This is a genomic window from Mycolicibacterium holsaticum DSM 44478 = JCM 12374 (assembly GCF_019645835.1).
GTDB classification, from domain to species: Bacteria; Actinomycetota; Actinomycetes; order Mycobacteriales; family Mycobacteriaceae; genus Mycobacterium; species Mycobacterium holsaticum.
This window is the reverse complement of sequence record NZ_CP080998.1, coordinates 1137629-1157724: the sequence shown is the minus strand read 5'-3', so window position 1 is coordinate 1157724 and position 20096 is coordinate 1137629. Positions and strand designations below refer to the sequence as shown.

Below are 20096 nucleotides of genomic sequence, written 5' to 3'. Positions count from 1 at the left end.
TATCGAATTTCGTTGATTAGATCTGCTCGACGCCCAAGAACGCTTCAAAGGCCGGATGTATCATTAATTTCCGCTCGGCCTCCTCAGACTGCAACCTTGCGGCTTTGGTCGTGGCTAACTTCATCTCGGTACCGATTTCAGGGAATACGAATTCTTCCGGGGCTATTTCTACGCCAAAAAATGACATTGAAATTAACTTCGAGATCAACGGCGGGACCTGCTCAGTGGTGAAACCGCCGTAGCGAATAATCATTTCGGTGCGATCTGCGTAGGTTCCGATAGAGGGTGCACCGATAAAGCTCAGTAACACATCTTCCATCTGAGGAATCGTGACACCATTTTCCACCAGCAGGGCCTCGTAGGCATACTGCGAATATGTCGCTTTGGCAGATAGGAAGTCCTCCGATTCGACGCGATCATGTCCACGATCAACTGCATGTGCAACGGCGGCATTGGAAATAAAGACCAAATCGCGTGGGCGAGGCAAGATAACTCGGAGAATGTAATCAGCAGTTGCTTCTCCGTCCACAGAATCACAGAACACCTCGGACCATAGCCTGTCAGGCGACGGAGAGCTGGTGGACAATAGAAATCGAGATTCAAGCACATGTCGCAGCGTGGCTCTGTCTCTCCAGGTAACATTTGAGATCGGCAATTTGTCAGGTTCCCTAGCCGCGTCTCGCAGGTAGGCGTAGATGTCGCTCCTCAAAAATATTGCAACGGTGAGTTTGATCGACTCCCGCCAGTAATCTTCCCGTTGAAAGTCGAGCACTATCTGACCGCGTGCTGTCAGTAGGCCAAGGATAAACCTCGCCATTACCGAGAAGTTAGCGCTTCGTTCCCAACCTTTATCCAGGTTGTCTACAAACACAGCGACCCTGCTGCGGTCCTTTAATGCGATACCCAATCGTGACCGGAGAACAGCTAGCGCCCTAGTGTGGAATGCCTCGTTGATCAAATTTCTTTTCGAGTCGTCAGACTGCTCAGGTAGTGCACTCAGTAAGGCATCGAGGGCCTGCTCGAGGCGTACGGACATTTCAGCACGCACGACGAATGGGGCTTCTTGCACGTAGTCGAGGAACGATTGTTCATCCGCAGAGTAAGGCACGTATTGGCTTCGTTGCTCAAGCCGCTGAAGCACCGCGTTTGCAATCTCAGTCTGGATTACGAACCGCCATAAGGCATCAAAGAAGTAGTCATGTTGGAAAGCCGGCAGGCGCTCAATGACTGCCAGCATCGCTGGAAATTCGAAGCCGGGCGGCTTGATCAAGATTACGAGATTGGTCTTATTTCCGGCCAAGTGATCGAAAGCCTGTATCGCGTTCGCCGTCTTGCCGGTGCCTCTATGGCCAATGAAAATGCTGTCCCGAGCAGCAACTACTTCATGGTAACCGGACGTCTCGACGAAGTAATCCGGCAACTCAGTGCGCTCGTTCTCGGCTACGTGCTCGCCGAAACGCAAGCCTGCTAGCTTACTTCGCAGTGACACCCGCGGTGTCTTCCAACTCGCACGATCTAGCTCGAGGGAGCCGAGCCACTCACGTGCATCCTCTAGGCATTCCTCCGCGGTTTCATAAATGTGCAGAAGACCCTCGTAATCGAAAGGAGGTGCGTACGTATCTTCAGCTAGCATCAAAATGGGTATTTCTAGGCCCATCGCTACACCGGCAATGAACGCGTGTCGGTTGTTGTATAGGTCGGCACGTTTACGGTTTTGACCGGCGTAACTGACTATAACGCCGGCTGCAGCACTCATCTGCCTTACGAACCAGGTTAAAGGGACTAAACTTGTTTCAGACGGATCGGCGACGATAATTTTTTCGCCTCGGCTCTGCCTAGCCTCCATCATATTGTTCAAACGATTCGACGCCTCGAAAGGTTGAAAAGTTGTGCAGTACAGTACTGAGTCTCGAGGTGTTTCTTGCTCAGGTAGGGCCGGTTCAATTATCTGGTCATACAACGCCTGCAGATTGCTAATAGGGTCAAGCGAATCAAATTTTCCTACCAGTTCGTCGCTGTTCTGATAAGCGGTGTAGCCCACTTCGCGGAGTAAAGCGAAGTCACGCCAGTCACTTTGCGCACGAGCGTCTGTAGCATCCATGGTCAACCAGACCGGTTTACCTCGACCAATTGCGTATCCAGCTTCGAAAAGAACATTCGGATTCGGTGCGGTTATATCGAAAACGCACATGGCGGCGCTGTCAATTGCTTCGAGAATTGCCGAGATGACTATGGTGCCTTCCACGTTGAGGCTTTCCCACGTCAAAGCGGCTACGACACCAGCGCTGTTGAGTTTCTTAGCGGTTGCCCTCAAGACGTCCGCCTGCCCCCTGGGCTTCTCGGGATACCCCATGAATACAGTTGACTTCATATTCCCCCTCGCCCGAAGTGATGCATGCAACAGTCTGCAATCTTCTCAGATTCCGTCGCGGCGGTAGTCGTCTCCCGAGAGTGTTTTCAGCAGGCATCACAGCCTCAGCTAAGGAGACGGTTCGCTGGAAAAATGGGAACTAGGGGGATGCGGCGCTGTTGCTTGAGTGTCCGGCAAAGATCCGCAAGGGGTACTCCCCCAGGCAAAGTAGTGCCGCGTCGTAGGTGTGACATGGACATGTCTGCTGCGCCACATCTGTTCCATAGAAGAAGTCGCCATGACACAGAGCTGGAGAGACGCGTGCTGCGTTAACGTCGACCCATGGAGGAGGACAGGGGAATCACTTCAGAAGCGGCCCGAGATTGGTGGCGCACTTCAGTCACGCGTGAGGGCGTCCTCGAAGCGATTCGGCAGCTTAGGGACGGAGATCGTCAAGCTACTCTCCGTGAGCACGGCTTCCGCGAAGCTCGGGACTATGTCGTGGTCTACGAAGGCGACGAATACCCGTCAAAGGCGTTGTATGGAATTGCCTACGACATCGAGCATCCGCACGAGACGCCTCTCAGTCAGCGGGGATTGTCCGGAGGGGCAGAGGTGTGTCGACGCCTCCGAGATTTGGGTTTCGAGATCCGGAGCTTGAGAGCAGACGACAACACGACCTCGACGCTTAGTACTGGCGTTCATGTCTGGCTAGTGCGGGCTGGACGTGACGGCGAGCAGGAGAAACTCGCTCTCGAGGAGGGGGTGGCCGTCGTCGGGTGGTCCGAACTGGGGTCCCTCGACGGCGTCATCGACCGTGACCAGCTCAAGGCACGCATCGAAAGCGCATACAACGAACATCGACCCGCGAGCCTTGCTAGCCAGGCAACCCAGATCATGCGGTTCCGTCATGAGATCAAAGTCGGCGACCTCGTTGTGCTGCCGCTGAAGTCAAATCCCGGCCACGTGGCGGTCGGAAGGGCAGCTGGGGAATACAGGTACCGCACCGACGGGGCTTTCGCTGAGGACGTTGCAGCCAGAAACACTTTGCCCGTCGAGTGGCTCGCAACCGCGATTCCTTATGAACGATTCGACCCCGACCTTCGGGACTCGTTCGGCCAACAAGGCACTGTCAGCGAGATTACGAAACCTAATGCGGCGCAACGAATTATTGACGTACTTGGCGGCGCAGACGCATCGGCCGTTGACCTCGTCCTCAAGTGGAGCGTCGGCTTCCGCCCAGACACTATCGAACGTCATGAAGAGGTCGCAGAGCAGCATGGCTCGGTTTGGTGGGGGCGGCGAAGCAAGACATCAGACGCAACCGGACTCTCATCCGAGTGGCTCCAGAAGCTGCATGCCCAACTCGCTGCCGGTAGTGACACATTTGTCTACCTTTACAGCCGCGACGGCGGAACCTGGCGCACCCGTCTACTCGACATCACAACAGACCCAAGCGAAATCGATCATGACCTCGTCCCCAATTACTACGATCCCTCTGAGTTCCATAGCCTTTGGGTGAAGTTGAGCGAGTTTCAGAAGATTGATCCCTCCGAGCTCACCGAAGGTTACGTTCTTGCTCGATCAGGAGAGCCCGTCACTTTGGGTGGGCTAGGGAATCAGACGCCTCTCATCGTGCGGAAGCAGAGCGGATCCACGACTGGCCGCTACTTCATTCTGAACCAAGGCGAGGTAAAGACAGACGGCACCAATCCATACGATGACGTCGAAGGCCAGCGCTACCACTGGACTCGAAACTCTTCCGGGTCATGGAAAGTGCTGTCGAATTCACCTGGTGCGCAGTTTATTTACTACCGGACAGGGGCAGCATCCGATGGTACGTCGCAGAGCTACTTTGGTCACGGCCGGATCGCTTCAATAGACCAGCCTTCACCCGACGACTTCGTCGCCAAAATTGAAGAGTACGTTCCGTTCGATCACCCAATCGGCTTTCGAGACGGACCCTCCAGGAACGCTCAGACGTCGATCCAACAGATCAGCCGCCAGCAGTTCGACCAACTGCTCAAATCAGGTGGTGGCGCAGAAGCTTCCGGGGAGTTGACGTTGGAGAGCGTCCGCGAGGCAGCCGTGAAAGCAAATCTGACCCTTGATGAACAGATCTATGTACAACTCCTTGCGGCAATTCTCAGCGGAAAGCACGTGATCCTGACGGGTCCGCCTGGCACCGCCAAAACGACCCTCGCTCAGGCCGTTGCGGCGGCGGCCCACAAGGTCGGCATGTGTTCTGGGTTCATGCCCACGACGGCAACTGCCGATTGGACCACGTACGAGACGATCGGTGGGCTGCGCCCAACAGGACCAGACACGCTCGACTTTGAAGAGGGACACTTCCTTCAAGCGATTCGAAAGAAAGAATGGCTCCTTATCGATGAACTGAACCGTGCGCACTTCGACCGTGCTTTTGGCCAGCTCTTCACAGTGCTCTCCGGCCAGCCTGTAGTCCTTCCATATTCCCGCCCCGAGGCAAAGGGCAAACCCCTCGTTCTCGTTCCAGAGGGAGTTGCAAGCCCACGGCCAGATGCCGATGTGCTCGAGATCCCACAGTCCTGGCGAATCATCGCCACGATGAACGTATTTGACAAATCATTGCTTTTCGAGATGTCGTTCGCACTGATGCGCCGGTTCGCGTTCATTGAGGTCGCATCTCCGAACACGTCGGTCTTCGAAGCTTTGATCGACCGGGAGGCTGCAGCCGAGCCGAGGCCAGCGGCGCTCGCCAAACGGCTTCTGATCCTACGGGAACTGAAGGACGTCGGGCCGGCTGTGTTCATGGATCTTGCCAAGTTCCTCCGCGAACGGCTTGCATTGGCTGAGGCGGATGACGGCCAACTTATCTTCGAAGGCTTCTATAGCTATCTCCTACCTCAGTTCGAGGGAATTGATGCCGCGACCGGTGACTCGCTGTATGCAAGACTCGCACCATTAATGGGTAGCGCCGACCGTAGGAGACGACTACGGCAGACGTTGAATGCCGTTCTTGGTTTGGAACTTTCGGAGGGCCATACCCAACATCTCCAGGATCTCGAGGATTCTTATGAGGAAGATGTCTTCGAGCAGCCAGGCTCGTGAAGTCTCTGGCTTGGAGTCGTGAGGAGGTCATCTCTAGGCTTCGCCGCGACATCTGGCGCTACATCACCCAAGCTTCAACTCAGGAAACGGATCTCCTACTCTGGGCCGGAACGCTCCTACAGATGCCTTCTTCTGAGGTCCGCTATCTCGCCCAGTTGCAATTCATCCTCAGCGAGCCAGTGGGGCGACTACTCGAACAGATGCCTTCACTTGTCCGACGGCTTTCGACGACGACCGCTACCGAAGTCGAGACTAGTGCCGAACGAGTCCGCGGTGCGATCAGATGGAGCGAAACATTTTCCTATAGGGCAGCGACAGGTATTCCGCACATCTTCGTCACCGCCCCAAGCCACCGGGCGTACAACACAGCTGAGAACCAGGTGCTCGCGTTCGCGTTGTTTGCGATCGCCGAGTTTGGTAAGCGGACTGGGTGGCACAAGGGGACCATGGAAGGACCGGCTGCTCTCGTACGTACGAGAGTCGCTGAAGCAACGCGTTGGCTGCAGGCCCGCCAACTGATCGACCTTCCACGTCATCAACCCACACCCGTGACCATAAGCCGCGTGCGTACGGGCAGAGGACGCCTGCGCTATCAGGCTGCTGTCGACGTAGTTGAGCTGTATCAGCGCTATATCGCTCGACTGGATCGCAGTGCGATTCGAGAGGCCGTTGAGAACGATGCTCTCATCGCAAGCCGAGACAGCGTCCTCCTCGAGTTGCACTGCGCCTTTGACGCGATCCGGGCTCTCCGACAACATGGTTGGCAGGCATCAACTACTGGACTTCTCAAGCCGCCCTTGATTTTCCGTGCGAATCGTGGCGACGCCACATTGCAGATGACGTATCAGTCCGCACCAACTGGGCTCACGGCCGGTTCTTTGTATCGGGAAGCGCAAAGGGCGCATCACTTCACGAGCAAGGGGGGTCTCATTCCTGATCTCGTAATAGAGGTGGAAAAGGACGGGAGCAGCCGTTGGTTGATGATCGAGGTCAAGGGAGGTATTAAGCGGTCGGTGGCCGACTCTGCTCGTGCCGCTGCCCTGGACTTGCTCGCCTATAGGCGTGCTTTCGCACCGGCTCTCGATCTACAAGACGAACCTTACGGATTGGGCTACGCATGGGGCGAAGACCTCAAGCCGGTTGTTAATAGCGAGGTTACGTTCTGTACACCCGACACACTTACCGAATCGCTGGCTGCACTACTGGCGTAACCGGTCTTCAAAAGACAGTCGGTAAAGATGAAAGTTGAATGCCCACATTGCGATATGGCACACACGCGTAATCAGTACATCAGCTTGTCCTGCGGGGCGGCGTACCTCTCGATCAGCACGAAGACCTTGAGACGGTTCATCGCCGATCAAAGGGTCGTTGCGTATCGTGTCGGCCGAATGTGGCGGGTGCGGATCGCGGACTTAGATGGCATGGCAAAGCCCACAAATCGATTCTGGTGACGACGGATGTTGACCAATCCGGTCAGGCAGTTGCCCCTTCTTGCGAAGTAAGAGCACGGTTCATCGTGGGTTGTACTTTCCGCTGCGGATGATTGCTTCGCCGTGATGCGCCTCGCATAATCCGTCCCGCCACGAGCGCTTAGTGCAACTTGGGGCCGAGCACACGGATCGCAATGAACGTTGGTCCGCTTCAAGAGGTGCTTTCAGTACCCCCCTCGAGTCGTCGACCTGTGTTGTAGCTTCTGTAGCGCTTGTAGCGGCTACGGGAAAAGCGTCCACATAGCGGTCCCATGGGTCGGCGAGATCGTCAGCGTCATATCCCTTTTTGACCGTGTCGCCTCGGCGATGATCTCGTGACCGGACCCCGTACGCCTTAAGCTCTCGGGCCAAATCTCTATCATTCAACGGTGAGCCGGTGAGGTGGAAGTGAGCCCAACGAGATTCGGGCAACCTGCCCAGCGATTCAAGGATATCGCGGGTGTACATGAAATCCCGATCGCCGAACACTGTCCGAAGATCACGTAGTAGCTGCACGCCGACCGTGTCCGGATCTTCCTGCGAGGCAGAAACGAATGCCCTTGCGGCAGCACGGGCACGCTTGGACCACGTTTCCCCAGCCAGGTCGGCGACGGCCAGAAGTGGCTCCCACGTATCTGCCTTACGGTCCTCTATTCCTCTGGGCAGCTCCGGGTAGGGATTAATGAAGACTTTTGCCTGTGTCGACCATTCGTCGATCTTCCTACCTAACGTTGCTCCGTCTGGGCCATTCGTTCGCCGACGCCAAGGCTCGACTTTTTCACCTTTGGCCCTGCGGCGCATGCGGATTAAGACAGCACGAGAGGTGATCGTGTCGGGCAATTCATGCAGTCCGGCCAGTGCAACCGCACAGTAAGACTCCCGCTCCTGAGTCGTGATTGTGTTGTTGACCGTAACGCACCGCCCCGACGTTCCGCCTGGCCTATAACCCGAGTTCAAGAAGGCCCGAAGCTCCTCGTTGCCCTTCGCGTTCGGACCGAAAACAGCGTCAATCTCGTCAAACAGAATCGTCGGGAGACCGCTTGGGTCAGCCACTTTCCGGTAGATATATGCGGGGGTGGCATTGACAGAGAAGAGCGGCCGGGGTACTAGTGCCTCGGTCACTTCCAGAGCCCTTGTCTTTCCGCTCTCCTTCTCGGGCGACATGAAGGCTAGTCGCGGCGTGTTGTCCCACAAGTCCATGAACCACGTATGCACGATCCAGAGGACATGAGCAACGCGGGCATGGTCGGAAGGATAGGCCACGAACCTCGCTAGGTACGACTCTATTTCGTCGAGGAGCTGGGCGGTCGTAACTTTCATATCCGCTACATCCGCAACATCCGCAACACCCCTGGTCAAGGCCATCTCTGCCGCAGCGGGAGAACCGGGCATAGCCGACTGTTGGAGACTCACAGTTCGCCTCCGCGTTGCGTTTTCATCTTCTGGTCATCCGCCCATGCTTCAAGGTCAGTCAAGTCATACACAACGTGCCTCGGAGTTAGGGCATACGACCGCGGGCCACGATCGCCCTGATATCGGAACCATCGCAGTGTGGCCGCTGGTATTCCCAGAAAGTCAGCTGCCTGTTGGGTGTTGAGCCGGGTCGTTGATGGCCGGTCCGTGGATTTCGTGGTCATAGCGAGAACAGTGATGAACGTTTGTTCGACTAAAACTCACGAGCTGACCAGCGCAAATGAGTATCACGAGACGGAAGTACCCGAGGTAACAGCAGTGTCCATCGCGGCGGCCAACGTGTCGAAGTCGTCCGGCAGCATATGGGAGTAGACATTCATCGTTGTTGTCGCGTTGCGGTGCCCTAGGAGCTTCTGCACTGTTACCACAGAAGCGCCCGACGCTAAGGCTAGAGATCCGGCGGTGTGCCGCAACGTCTTTGGGGTGACGCCTGCAAGCCCGGCAGTGGCAGCAGCTTGGTCGAATCGCCAGCGGAACCATCCCAACGTCATGGGTCCGCCATCGTCACCAGGGAATAAGTATCGGGTTGGCTCTCTGTTTTGGATCTCTTCGGCCAAGGCGTCGACCAACGTTTGCGTCAGTATCGGCACGACCCGCACCTGGTGTGTCTTAGTGTCTCCCTCTACGTGTCCCTTGCCGGTCACGCGGGTGACAGAACGAGCGATACGTATGCGCCGTCGGGCCAAGTCCACATCGCCCACACGTAGTGCGGCCATCTCCCCAAATCGCGTTCCGCAGTACGCCAGCAGGTAAACCATGGTGCGGATGACAGGCGCCGCTTCCGCCAGTTGGCGCACTTGCTCATGCGTCAGGGCGATGTCTTCTTGGGTTGATTTCCTAGGCAGTTCGACGCCATCGGCTGGGTTGGCAGCTATGTAGCGTGCCCGCACCGCGTAACTAAGTACCTGGTCGACAACCTGGAACGCTTGTATTACACGTGCCGGTGACAGGCCTTTTCCCGCTGTGGCCTCGACTGGACGGTGGCGGGCAGCCGGGTTGGTGGCCAACCATGACACCCATGCCTGAAGCCCGGCATGGTCGAAGTCTCTCAACTTGATGTCTCCCCATCTGGGCAAGACGACCACGTCAAGCAAACTGCGATAGCCCGCGAGAGTCTTCGGTTTCAGCTTCTGGCTGCCCTCCCGATTCCCGAACCACTCTTCCGCCACAACTCGGAACGTCACAGCAGTGCCCCGAGGATCGGCATAGGCCCCGGTATTGATCGCTATGGATACCTGATTGATATGGGCCTGAGCCTGTGCCTTACGGTCGAATGCCTTTGTGCGCTCCCGACCTTCGTAGTCGACCCATCGAGCGAGCCAGCGCTTACCCCGGCCATGTCGAAGCGTCGTAACGAGCCGGCCGCCGTCACCGTGCCTCGGGTCGGTACACCACGAGCCCGGACCTTCTTGATCTGCCGGCCAAGGCACTTTCTCGCCCCGTCGCGGAGGACGATGCCACCGATCCTCGACGCCTGCCCGCATCCCACGCTTCATAGCATCAATGCTACCGCTGCGGACTGACTGCGGACTGCGTGTTTCGTCCGCGGACGGCCCCCCACTCAATACGGGACCTGAACAGGACGTATCCGGTGCCCCCAGTGAGACTCGAACTCACACTGTGCGGATTTTAAGTCCGCTGCCTCTGCCAATTGGGCTATGGGGGCTACGCCGTCGCACAGCGACGGTACCTGGCGGTGAACCGACGGGCATCAACGGATATCACCGCTGTGAGCTGGGATGACCCAATCCGGGCGTCGGAGACGGTACCCGGCTCCCGATCCATCAGGGAAAATGCCGTTATGGGCATTTTGAGCCGAAACCGTGGGGACCTGCGCATCTACCTCGGCGCTGCGCCCGGCGTCGGCAAGACCTACTCGATGCTGGCCGAGGCGCACCGGCGCCTCGAGCGCGGCACCGACGTGGTCGCGGCCGTCATCCAGACCCACGGCCGCCGCAGGACCGCCCAGCGGCTCGCCGGCATCGAGGTGGTCCCTCCCCAGTTCATCGAGCATGACGGCGAGCGCTATCCCGAACTCGACGTGGCCGCGGTCCTGGAGCGACGGCCCAAGGTGGTGCTCGTCGACGACCTCGCCCATACCAACGCTCCCGGAAGCAAGAACGCCGAACGCTGGCAGGACGTCGAGGAGTTGCTCAACGCGGGCATCACGGTGATCACCACCGTCGGCGTCGAGAACCTGGAGAGCCTCGCCGATGTTGCCGGCCAGATCACCGGCGTCGAACCAAAGGAACGCATCCCCGACGAGATCGTCCGCGCCGCCGACCAGATCGAGCTGGTGGACATCACCCCACAAGCGTTGCAGCGCAGGCTCGCTCACGGAAACATCTACCCGCCAGAGCATGTCGACGCGGCGATGTCCAACTACTTCCGCGTCGAGAACCTCACCGCGTTACGCCAATTGGCGCTGCTGTGGCTGGCCGACCAGGTCGACGCCGCACTGTCCAAGTACCGCTCCGACAAGAAGATCCCCGAAACCTGGGCCCCCCGCGAACGGGTGGTGGTCGGTGTCACCGGTGGACCCGAGTCAGAAACCCTGGTGCGCCGCGCATCTCGAATCGCCTCCAGGTCGGGCGCGGAACTCAAGGTCGTGCACGTCGTCCAGGGCGAGGGCCTCACCGGGATCTCATCACAGCAGCGGAAGGCCGTGCGCGACCTCGCCGTCAGCCTCGGCGCCACGATGCACACCGTCGTCGCCGGTGACGTCGCCTCGGCGCTGCTCGACTTCGCCCGCGACGCCAACGCCAGCCAACTGGTCATCGGAAGCACCCGGCGGTCGCGATTGGCTCGCATCTTCGAGGAGGGCGTCGGCGAGAACGTGGTGCGCCAGTCAGGCACCATAGACGTCCACATGGTCACCCACGAGGACGCCGGGGCAGGCACCTCGGGGTCACGTAACGCGCCTTGGCGGCGCCGCGTGACGTCCTGGCTTGCCGCCGTGGCGATTCCGGTCGCGATCTGGGCGGGTACCGCGTTCTTGCCCGACGGGCTTCTCGGGGTCGGTGGTCAGGGCGCGTTGTTCTTCACCGGCGTGCTCGCCGTCGCATTCCTTGGCGGACTCGTTCCCGCGGTGGTGTCGGCAGTGCTGTCCGGGCTGCTGCTCAGCTACTTCTCCGTCGCGCCGGTGAACACCTTCGCCTTTGACGATACCGACAGTGGGGTCACCGTCGGGGTGCTGATGCTCGTCGCCATCTTGGCGGCCGGTCTCGTCGACCACTCCGTCAACCGCGCCCGGGAAGCTCGCCGGTCGTCGCAGGACGCCGAACTGCTCTCGCTGTTCGCCGATTCGGTGCTGCGCGACACCGACATCGACGTATTGCTTGGCCGCATCCGCGAAACCTACTTCCAACGCGCCGTGAGCATGGTTCACATCCCCACCGGCGACGTCGTCGCCGAAGTGGGTAAGGACCCGTGCACCGACATCGATGACGCCGACACCGCGGTCGACATCGGCGACGACGAATACTGCATGCTGCTGGCCGGCCCGCCGCTCACCACCCGCGAACGCCGGGTGATCAGCACCGTCGCCAACCACGCCGTCGATCTCGTGAAACGCCGGGAATCAGCCGAAAACGCCAGCAGGACCGGCGCCGTCGTCGCCGTCGACGGACTGTGGCGCTCACTGTCGTCATCGGTGGCCCACGGCCTGCGCACTCCGCTGGCAGCGGTCAAGACGGCGGTGCCCTCCGTCCGCGGCGGTGACGTCGACTTCCCGGCGCAGGACACCGCCGATTTACTGGCCACCGGCGAGGAGTCGGTCGATCAGCTCATGGCCGTCGTCGGCAACCTGCTCGACTCGTCCCGCCTTGCCGCCGGGGTGATCCGCCCCGAGTCTCGGCGTATCGAACTGGAGGAGGCCGTCCAACGCTCACTGCTCGGGATGACCACGGGCAACACCGATTTCACCCGGCGTGGTGTCGAGCGGGTAAAGGCGACCGTCGACGGCGCAGCGGTGCTCGCCGACGGTCCCCTGCTCGAGCGCGTGCTGGCCAACGTGATCGACAATTCGCTGCGCTACGCTCCCGACAGCATGGTCCGGGTGACCGCGGGCAAGGTGGGCAACCGGATGCGCATCGCCGTCGTCGACGAAGGCCCGGGCATCCCACGAGGAACCGAAGAACAGATCTTCGCGCCGTTCCAGCGGTTCGCCGACGGCGTCGGTATCGGTGTCGGCCTTGGTCTTTCGGTCGCGCGCAGGTTCGTCGAGGCGATGGGCGGGACGATTTCCGCTTCGGACACCCCCGGCGGCGGCCTGACCGTCGAAATCGACCTGCCCGCCGCGCCGAAGGAAAGCTAGCCAGACACCCGAGCGCACGACCTCACGTTCGGCCGCCGAGACGGGGCCGTAGCCGCTCGACCGCGATGTCGGCGCCATGCTCCAGATCGTCGATCAGCGCTCGGGCGTGGGTGATCAGCCCGTCGGCGTCGATGCCGTGCGGGGCGGGCTCGGGCCGGTCAGCCAGCCGCTCAGCCGCACGGCTCAGCACGGTCGCCGCGCCGACGGTGTTGCCCCGCTGGATGTGGGTGATGCCGACCGCAAGCTGCGCCAAGCCCTGCCACATGTCGCGTTCGTCGTCGGGCGCGTTCTTCCACGCCGCCTCCAGCACCTCGTGGGCGTTGAACGCGAGCCCGTCGTCCAGCAGCTGTTGTGCGTATGTCAGGGAGTCCGACGGCGACAACTGCAGGTCGTCGGGGATGCGCGGCACCCCGTCGCTGCCGTGCGGCAGCGGCCTGCCGAGCGCATCGCGGGGCCGGCTGCTGCGCGCCTTGCCCGACTCGTCGCGATCCCGGTCTGCCACCCGTCCTCCTGTCGTTCGAGGATATGCCGGCCGACGTCCCGCACCGGCCCTGCGGCTACGAACGCGCCGTCTCGTCCGCCAACGCAATCAGCCTCGCCCGAACGAGGTCTGGCCGCTCGTCGACGATGAAATGGCTCGCATCGACGGTCTCCAACGTGTAATCGTCGGCGTTGGCCGTTTCCTGCGCCGCGAACGCAACGGGCACCGCGATGTCCCCCAGCCCGAACAGGCACCGGATCGGTACGGTCGCACGCGGTGGTGCGGGCCCACGCGCGGCCGCGGGTAGTTCCCGAAGCAAGAACGTCCGGTAGGTATCTCGGGCGGTCCTGGCCACCACGGGATCGCGGAACCGGTCGGCGTAGATGCGGGCGGTCTCCCGGTCGAGATGGGAGAACAACGCGAAGGCGCGCTCGAGAAACGGCGTGCGGCGCTGCAACGGCACGCCGACCGTGGCCACCAGCACCTGGTACCAGAACCGCCACAGTTGAGGCACCACCAATCGCGGCGACACCCACGGATGGGCCATGTTCATCACGAGATAGCCGTCGAAACGCTCCGGCGCGCTCAGCAGTATCCGATAGCCGACGAAACCGCCCCAGTCGTGGCCCACCAACAGCACCCGATCCAGCCCGAGCGCGTCCATCAGCGCAAGCACGTCGTCGGCGACGTCGTCCTTGGCCCACCGGTGCGGCGCGGGTCCCGACCAGCCGTAACCGGGCAGGTCAGGCGCGATGACCCGCATTCCCGGCGGCGGGTCGGCCAGCAGGTCGCGGTACACCCAATGGTGTTGCGGCCAACCGTGCAGCGCCAGGACCGGGCGGCCGTCTGGCGCGCCTGCCTCGGTGACATGGAACCGCACCCCGCGGGCGTCGACGAACGATCGACGTACGCCGTCGATTTGTGGCGGTTGTGCAGGCATAACGCGACTATAGGAAGGTCTTGCGCGCTACCGTGCCGGTATGGCCGGATACCGGGAGCTGTGCGACGCCAGTCTCCGCGATCCCGCGGCGTTCTGGGCGGACGCCGCGCGGGAGGTGACGTGGACGCGCGAGCCACAACAGATCCTCGACGACTCCAACCCGCCGTTCTACCGCTGGTTTCCCGACGGTGAACTCAACACGTGCGCCAACGCGCTCGACCGCCACGTCGAAGGCGGCCGCGGCGATCAACCCGCGCTGATCTACGACTCCCCCGTGACCGGGACCCAGCAGACCTACACCTACCGTGAACTCCATTCGGCCACAGCGCGTTTCGCTGGTGTGCTGCAGCAGTTGGGCGTGCGCAAGGGCGACTGCGTCGTGATCTACCTGCCGATGGTGCCCGAAGCCGCGATCGCGATGCTGGCGTGCGCGCGGTTGGGCGCCATGCATTCGGTGGTGTTCGGCGGGTTCGCCGCGCACGAACTGGCCGCGCGCATCGACGACGCGCGCCCGGCGGTGATCGTGTCGGCGTCCTGCGGCATCGAACCGAGCCGCATCGTCGACTACAAACCGATGCTCGATGCGGCGCTGGAGATGGCTGAACATCCTGCGCAGACGTGCGTCATCCTGCAGCGCGAGCAGCAGCGGTGTGACATGGTCGCCGGTCGCGATCTGGACTGGCACGAGCTGATGTCCACCGCACAGCCCGTCGACCCCGTACCCGTGAAATCCACCGATCCGCTCTACGTGCTCTACACCTCGGGCACCACGGGCAAGCCGAAGGGCATCGTGCGCGACAACGGTGGACACGCGGTCGCGCTGCTGTGGAGCATGCGCCACATTTACGACACCCACCCCGGTGACGTCTACTGGGCCGCCTCGGACGTCGGTTGGGTGGTCGGGCATTCCTACATCGTCTACGGCCCGCTGATGCTCGGCGCGACGACGGTGTTGTACGAAGGCAAGCCCGTCGGCACCCCCGATGCCGGCGCGTTCTGGCGGGTGGCCGCCGAACATCGGGTCAAGGCGATGTTCACCGCGCCCACCGCGATCCGCGCCATCAAGAAAGAGGATCCCGACGGCCTGCACATCGGCAAGTACGATCTGTCGGCGCTGAAGTACCTGTTCCAGGCCGGGGAGCGACTCGACCCGGGCACCTATCACTGGGCGTCGGAGAAGCTGGGCCTGCCGGTGGTCGATCACTGGTGGCAGACCGAGACCGGCTGGTCCATCGCCGCCAACCCGATGGGTATCGAGCCGATGCCGATCAAGCCCGGCTCGGCGACGGTGACCATGCCCGGCTACGACGTCCGCATCCTGCGCACCGACGGCAGCGAGTGCGACGTCGGCGAGGAAGGCGCGATCTGCGTGCGGCTGCCGCTGCCGCCGGGAACCCTGCCGACGCTGTGGGGCGACGACGACCGCTACGTCGCGTCCTACCTTTCGGCGTTCTCCGGCTACTACCTCACCGGCGACGGCGGATATGTCGACGAGGACGGCTACCTGTTCGTGCTCGGACGCACCGACGACGTGATCAACGTTGCCGGACACCGCCTTTCGACGGGTTCGCTCGAGGCGGTGCTGGCTGCGCATCCGGCCGTGGCCGAGTGCGTCGTCATCGGCGTCGCCGACGAGATCAAGGGCCAGGTGCCGCGCGGGTTCGTCGTGCTCAAGGCCGGCGCTCCCACCGACCGGCTGGCTGACGAACTGGTCGCGGCCGTGCGCGACAACATCGGCGCCGTCGCGTGTTTCAGGACCGTCGACGTCGTGCCTGCCCTGCCCAAGACCCGGTCCGGCAAGATCCTGCGCAAGACGATGCGCGGCATCGCCGACGGTCGCGAGGAGCCGGTGCCGTCGACCATCGAGGATCCCGCCGTGCTCGACGCGCTGAAGCCGATCCTGCAGCGCTGAGCCCGTTGACCGAGTACACCGTACGCCTATAACATCGGCACATCCGGGGACGGCATACCCCGGCTGATTCGGACGGTGAATTTCATGGCGTCGTTTGACTATGTCGTCGTAGGCGCGGGCTCGGCGGGATGCGTGCTGGCGTACCGGCTATCCGAGAATTCCGATGCGTCGGTGCTGGTGCTGGAAGCCGGCAGCGATGACGACCTCGCCAGCGTGAAAGACCCGACGCGATGGCTGGAGACCCTCGGCTCCGAGATCGACTGGTGCTATTCGACGGTGCCGCAGCCGTTCGCAGCGGGGCGGATGATCGCCTGGCCCCGCGGCAGAGTCCTCGGCGGCTCGAGCTCGATGAACTCGATGGTGCACATGCGCGGCATCCCGGCCGATTACGACAGATGGGCAGAGCTCGGAAATACCGGATGGCATTACTCGAATGTGTTGCCGGCGTTTCGGGCCATGGAGGATTACCCGTGCGGCGACCCGGCCCACCGCGGCGTCGGCGGTCCGCTGAAGGTGACGATTCCGCAACGGCGCAACCCGCATTCCGAAGCTGCCGTGGCGGGGCTTGTCGATGCCGGGTATCCGTTCATCGACGACTTCAACGGTGGAAACGTGATGGGTGTCGGATGGAACCAGCTCACCGTCGAGAAAGGTCGCCGATGCAGCGCAGCCTCGGCGTTTCTGCGGCCGGCTCTCCAACGCCCTAACCTCACAGTGCGGGCGAACTCCCGCGTCTTGCGCCTGGCGGTGAACCGGCGAGGTCGAGTCACCGCCGTCGAATACGAGCGGTGTGGACGACATGAAGTCGTCGGCGTGGACGCCGAAGTGATCGTCGCCGCGGGCGCAATCGAATCGCCGAAGGCCCTGCTCCTCTCGGGTATTGGGCCTGCGGACACGCTACGCGGCCTCGGCATCGCGCCCGTGGTGGACCTGCCCGGGGTCGGTGAGAACCTCCACGACCACCCAGGGGTACCGATCACCTGGACATCCCGACAGGCCATTCCCGCGGGCCCGAACCAACACAGTGAAGTCGGCCTGTTCTGCAACTCAGATACCACCGCACCTGGCGTTCAGTTCGGGATCCTCAACGTCCCGATACCGGGGGTGGACGCACAGCCCGGCTCGGCTTTCTCGTTCTATCCGAGCCTGCTGAAGCCGCGAAGCCGCGGGCGCGTCACGCTGAAAACCGCCGATCCGGTGGACAACCCACTCATCGACCCCGGGTATCTGGCCGACGATTCCGACGTCGACGGGCTGGTCGAAGCCATCCGGCTGTCCAGAGAACTGGCTGCCAGCAGGGGCCTGCGGCACTGGACCGGTTCCGAACTGGCGCCGGGACCACAGGTGAGCGACAACAAGGATTTGCGCGCATATGTCCGCCAGCACGTGAACACCTGGTTTCACCCGGTCGGGACCTGCAAGATGGGGACAGACAGCGACCCCGATTCCGTTGTCGACGCGCACCTACGCGTCAGAGGGCTGAGTAATCTTCGCGTCGCCGACGCCTCTGTCATGCCGGAAGTGACGTCGGGCAACACCAATGCCCCGACGTTGATGATCGCCTGGCGGGCAGCGGATTTGATCCTGAACCTGCCGTCGACGAGCTTCCGTACCTGAGGCTGACCGTCGGCCGCACTTTGAACACCTAGATGAGACGCGTTCGGCCCGCCCAGTATTCGTCCCGCAACACCCGCTTGAGCACCTTGCCCACGGCTGACCGCGGAAGCTCACGGAAGATGACTTCCTTCGGGCTCTGCACAGCGCCGAACCGCTCACGGCACAGTCCGATCAGCTCCGCCGCTTCGACCGAGCAGCCCTCTTTGAGTTCGACGACGGCGGTCACCCGCTCGCCCCACTTCTCGTCGGGCAACCCGATCACCGCGCAATCCTGGACGGCGGGATGGCCCCAGATGACCTGTTCGATCGCACCGGGGTAGACATTGAAACCGCCGGAGACGATGACGTCTCGCTTGCGGTCGACCAGGTAGACATACCCGTCCTCATCCAGGAAGCCGACATCGCCGGTCGCGTGCCAGTCCCCTGGACGTCGCACCGCGCGGGTTTCCTCCGGCGCGCGGTGATACCCCTTCATCTGCAACGAACTGCGCACCACGATCTCACCACGCTCACCCCGGGGCATCAGGCCACCGTCGTCACCCATCACGGCGACATTGGCGACCAGCGACGGGCGTCCACAGCTTGCCAGGCGCTTGTGCAGATCCGGGTTGGCCGCAGCGGCTGCATGCTCGTCCGGGGCGAAAAATGTGCAGAGCATCGGGACCTCGGTCTGCCCGTATACCTGGGTCATCACCGGACCGAACACGCAAAGCGCTTCGATCAGCTTGTCGACCGACATCGGCGCGGCGCCATAGAGGAAATAGCGCAGGCTTGACACGTCGGCAGTGCGGACCGCCGGGTCGGCGAGCAGGCTGTAGATCGCGGTGGGCGGTAGGAATAGTCGCGTAACACGGTTGCGTTCGATCGACTCGAGGATTTCGGCCGCCACCACCCCACGATGGACGACGTTGGTCCCGCCCGTGCTCAGTACCGGCAGGATCATCGTTCCGGCCGCATGCGTGAGGGGCGCTGCGACGAGGTGAACCGGGCGATGCTCGGGCATATGTGTGTTGAACGCATGAATCATCGTTTCGAAGGCTCGGTGTGGCACTTCCACGGCCTTTGACCGGCCGGTGGTACCTCCGGTGCCGAAGTAGCCGGCGATCGCCTCAGGATCCAGTGGCGGCAGGTCCACCCGCGAACCCCGTGGACACAGCCAGTCATCTATCTCCTCGATGACCACGGTGCGCTCGAGTGTGCCCACGACCGAACGGCACTCGGCAGCGACGTCGGCCATGGTCTTCGAATGGAAAAGCATCCGAGCGCCCACCAGCTCGAGGAAAGCGGCGAGGTCATGCGGAGTCGACCTTGCGTTCAGGGCGACCCACGAACAGCCCGCCCGCAGTACGCCGAGCACGCAGGGAAACAGTGCCGGCGTGTTGGGGCTCAGCACCGCGACGGGCGCATTGGCTCCGAACCCATCGCGGTGAAGAGCCGCCGCGACACGATGGGTGAACGACTCGACCTCAGCGTAAGTCAACGCGCCAGTTCCGTCCGGAGCGACGAAGGCGACGTTGTTCGGGTTCAGTTGCGCACCCCGGTCGAAGAATTCGATGATCTGCATGTCGTTCGCCTCGGATCAGCCGGCTGCGGCCACGCACATGTTGACCTGCTGTCCGAGCCCGGCGATCGTGGACTGCATGACTCGTCCGGGAGTGAGGAACTCAGGCGGTTGACACGCAGCGCCGACACCCGCCGGGGTGCCGGTGGCGATCAGGTCGCCCGGTACCAAGGTGATGAACGAGCTGATGTAGGACACGATTTCGGCGACGGAGAACAGCATTCTTCCCGTGTTCGAGTCTTGCTTCACCTCGCCGTCCACCGCGCAAGTGATCCTGAGGTCGCCCGGGTCTGCGACCTCGTCGGGCGTCACCAGGTACGGGCCGACGGGCGTCGCCGCCTCGAAGGCCTTGCCCTGCAGGAACTGTGATGTTCTCAGCTGCCAGTCGCGCATGCTGACATCGTTGACGATGGTGTAGCCGGCCACCGCGGACAACGCCTCTTTCGCGTCGGCATGACGGATCTCCGCGCCGATGACGACGCCGAGTTCGACTTCCCAATCGACTGCCTGGGAGTTGGCGGGCAGCACGATGACATCACCGCTTCCGATGAGGCTGCGGCTGTACTTCGCGAACAGCGTGGGAAACTGCGGAACGTCGAGTCCGACCTCGTCCAGATGGTCCTGGTAGTTCGCACCCACGCATAGCACTTTCTCGGGATGAGGTATCAGCGTGGCGAATTCGGCGTGCCTCAGCGGTATCGAATGCTCACCACCGTCAGCCGCGCGCGCAGCCCACCCCGGCCCCGACGCCAGTAGGTCTCCGACATCGGCGAACGGCAGCAGCGTGACCTCATCGCCTGTCACGCGTCCCGCCGCGGTGGCCCCGTTCACCTTCAGTGTGGCTAGTCGCATCCCCGCTCCTTTCCCGATGGGTAGTGGATCGCTCGC

13 protein-coding genes and 1 tRNA gene are annotated in these 20096 nt (G+C 61.8%); 6 read left to right on the top strand and 8 right to left on the bottom strand.

Annotation, left to right across the window (positions count from 1 at the left end):
• Nucleotides 1-16: 16 nt before the first annotated feature.
• The gene (locus tag K3U96_RS05615; protein ID WP_220692342.1) at nt 17-2353 is read right to left on the bottom strand and encodes a P-loop ATPase, Sll1717 family; all 2337 of its coding nucleotides are present in this window, start codon (nt 2351-2353) and stop codon (nt 17-19) included.
• A 339-nt stretch (nt 2354-2692) separates the two neighbouring features.
• On the opposite strand from K3U96_RS05615, the gene K3U96_RS05610 reads away from it, so the two are divergent.
• The 3 genes from K3U96_RS05610 to K3U96_RS05600 all read left to right on the top strand — a co-directional run bounded on the left by K3U96_RS05610 (nt 2693) and on the right by K3U96_RS05600 (nt 6891).
• On the top strand, nt 2693-5440 hold the full coding sequence (locus tag K3U96_RS05610; protein WP_220692341.1) for an AAA family ATPase: 2748 nt from the start codon (nt 2693-2695) through the stop codon (nt 5438-5440).
• 122 nt (nt 5441-5562) lie between these two features.
• Nucleotides 5563-6651, top strand: a complete 1089-nt coding sequence (locus K3U96_RS05605) for a hypothetical protein (protein ID WP_220692340.1) — start codon at nt 5563-5565, stop codon at nt 6649-6651.
• A gap of 27 nt (nt 6652-6678) precedes the next feature.
• A complete protein-coding gene (locus tag K3U96_RS05600) occupies nt 6679-6891 on the top strand; it encodes a helix-turn-helix domain-containing protein (RefSeq protein WP_350355535.1) in 213 nt (70 codons plus the stop codon).
• A 60-nt stretch (nt 6892-6951) separates the two neighbouring features.
• Here the strand turns inward: K3U96_RS05600 and K3U96_RS05595 are convergent, their stop codons facing one another.
• From K3U96_RS05595 to K3U96_RS05585, 3 genes are all read right to left on the bottom strand, one after another.
• Nucleotides 6952-8229, bottom strand: a complete 1278-nt coding sequence (locus tag K3U96_RS05595) for a DUF3631 domain-containing protein (RefSeq protein ID WP_220692339.1) — start codon at nt 8227-8229, stop codon at nt 6952-6954.
• 380 nt (nt 8230-8609) lie between these two features.
• Entirely contained in the window at nt 8610-9551 is a 942-nt protein-coding gene (locus tag K3U96_RS05590) for a tyrosine-type recombinase/integrase (protein WP_230982373.1), read from the bottom strand.
• Nucleotides 9552-9974: 423 nt separating this feature from the next.
• Nucleotides 9975-10048, bottom strand: a tRNA-Leu gene (locus K3U96_RS05585).
• A gap of 135 nt (nt 10049-10183) precedes the next feature.
• On the opposite strand from K3U96_RS05585, the gene K3U96_RS05580 reads away from it, so the two are divergent.
• The gene (locus K3U96_RS05580) at nt 10184-12697 is read left to right on the top strand and encodes an ATP-binding protein (RefSeq protein ID WP_220692337.1); all 2514 of its coding nucleotides are present in this window, start codon (nt 10184-10186) and stop codon (nt 12695-12697) included.
• 22 nt (nt 12698-12719) lie between these two features.
• Here K3U96_RS05580 and K3U96_RS05575 read toward each other — a convergent pair whose 3' ends face one another.
• Both K3U96_RS05575 and K3U96_RS05570 read right to left on the bottom strand, forming a co-directional pair.
• Nucleotides 12720-13199: a DUF309 domain-containing protein gene (locus tag K3U96_RS05575; protein ID WP_220692336.1), complete on the bottom strand. Its 480-nt coding sequence runs from the start codon at nt 13197-13199 to the stop codon at nt 12720-12722.
• Nucleotides 13200-13254: 55 nt separating this feature from the next.
• Nucleotides 13255-14118, bottom strand: coding sequence for an alpha/beta fold hydrolase (locus K3U96_RS05570; RefSeq protein ID WP_220692335.1), 864 nt, complete (start codon nt 14116-14118; stop codon nt 13255-13257).
• 40 nt (nt 14119-14158) lie between these two features.
• On the opposite strand from K3U96_RS05570, the gene K3U96_RS05565 reads away from it, so the two are divergent.
• Nucleotides 14159-16030, top strand: a complete 1872-nt coding sequence (locus K3U96_RS05565; RefSeq protein WP_220692334.1) for a propionyl-CoA synthetase — start codon at nt 14159-14161, stop codon at nt 16028-16030.
• Nucleotides 16031-16114: 84 nt separating this feature from the next.
• Nucleotides 16115-17647: a GMC family oxidoreductase gene (locus K3U96_RS05560; RefSeq protein WP_220692333.1), complete on the top strand. Its 1533-nt coding sequence runs from the start codon at nt 16115-16117 to the stop codon at nt 17645-17647.
• A gap of 28 nt (nt 17648-17675) precedes the next feature.
• Here the strand turns inward: K3U96_RS05560 and K3U96_RS05555 are convergent, their stop codons facing one another.
• Nucleotides 17676-19211, bottom strand: a complete 1536-nt coding sequence (locus K3U96_RS05555) for a class I adenylate-forming enzyme family protein (protein ID WP_069405733.1) — start codon at nt 19209-19211, stop codon at nt 17676-17678.
• 15 nt (nt 19212-19226) lie between these two features.
• Complete coding sequence (locus tag K3U96_RS05550) at nt 19227-20060, bottom strand: fumarylacetoacetate hydrolase family protein (RefSeq protein ID WP_220692332.1); 834 nt, start codon at nt 20058-20060, stop codon at nt 19227-19229.
• Nucleotides 20061-20096: the final 36 nt, after the last annotated feature.

Excerpts from the sequence above, each read along its gene's own strand:
- K3U96_RS05565 (WP_220692334.1), top strand. The coding sequence starts at position 14,159 with ATGGCCGGATACCGGGAGCTGTGCGACGCCAGTCTCCGCGATCCCGCG.
- K3U96_RS05555 (WP_069405733.1), bottom strand. The coding sequence starts at position 19,211 with ATGCAGATCATCGAATTCTTCGACCGGGGTGCGCAACTGAACCCGAAC.
- K3U96_RS05570 (WP_220692335.1), bottom strand. The coding sequence starts at position 14,118 with ATGCCTGCACAACCGCCACAAATCGACGGCGTACGTCGATCGTTCGTC.
- K3U96_RS05610 (WP_220692341.1), top strand. The coding sequence starts at position 2,693 with ATGGAGGAGGACAGGGGAATCACTTCAGAAGCGGCCCGAGATTGGTGG.
- K3U96_RS05615 (WP_220692342.1), bottom strand. The coding sequence starts at position 2,353 with ATGGGGTATCCCGAGAAGCCCAGGGGGCAGGCGGACGTCTTGAGGGCA.
- K3U96_RS05560 (WP_220692333.1), top strand. The coding sequence starts at position 16,115 with ATGGCGTCGTTTGACTATGTCGTCGTAGGCGCGGGCTCGGCGGGATGC.
- K3U96_RS05595 (WP_220692339.1), bottom strand. The coding sequence starts at position 8,229 with ATGAAAGTTACGACCGCCCAGCTCCTCGACGAAATAGAGTCGTACCTA.
- K3U96_RS05550 (WP_220692332.1), bottom strand. The coding sequence starts at position 20,060 with ATGCGACTAGCCACACTGAAGGTGAACGGGGCCACCGCGGCGGGACGC.
- K3U96_RS05580 (WP_220692337.1), top strand. The coding sequence starts at position 10,184 with ATGGGCATTTTGAGCCGAAACCGTGGGGACCTGCGCATCTACCTCGGC.
- K3U96_RS05605 (WP_220692340.1), top strand. The coding sequence starts at position 5,563 with ATGCCTTCTTCTGAGGTCCGCTATCTCGCCCAGTTGCAATTCATCCTC.
- K3U96_RS05600 (WP_350355535.1), top strand. The coding sequence starts at position 6,679 with ATGAAAGTTGAATGCCCACATTGCGATATGGCACACACGCGTAATCAG.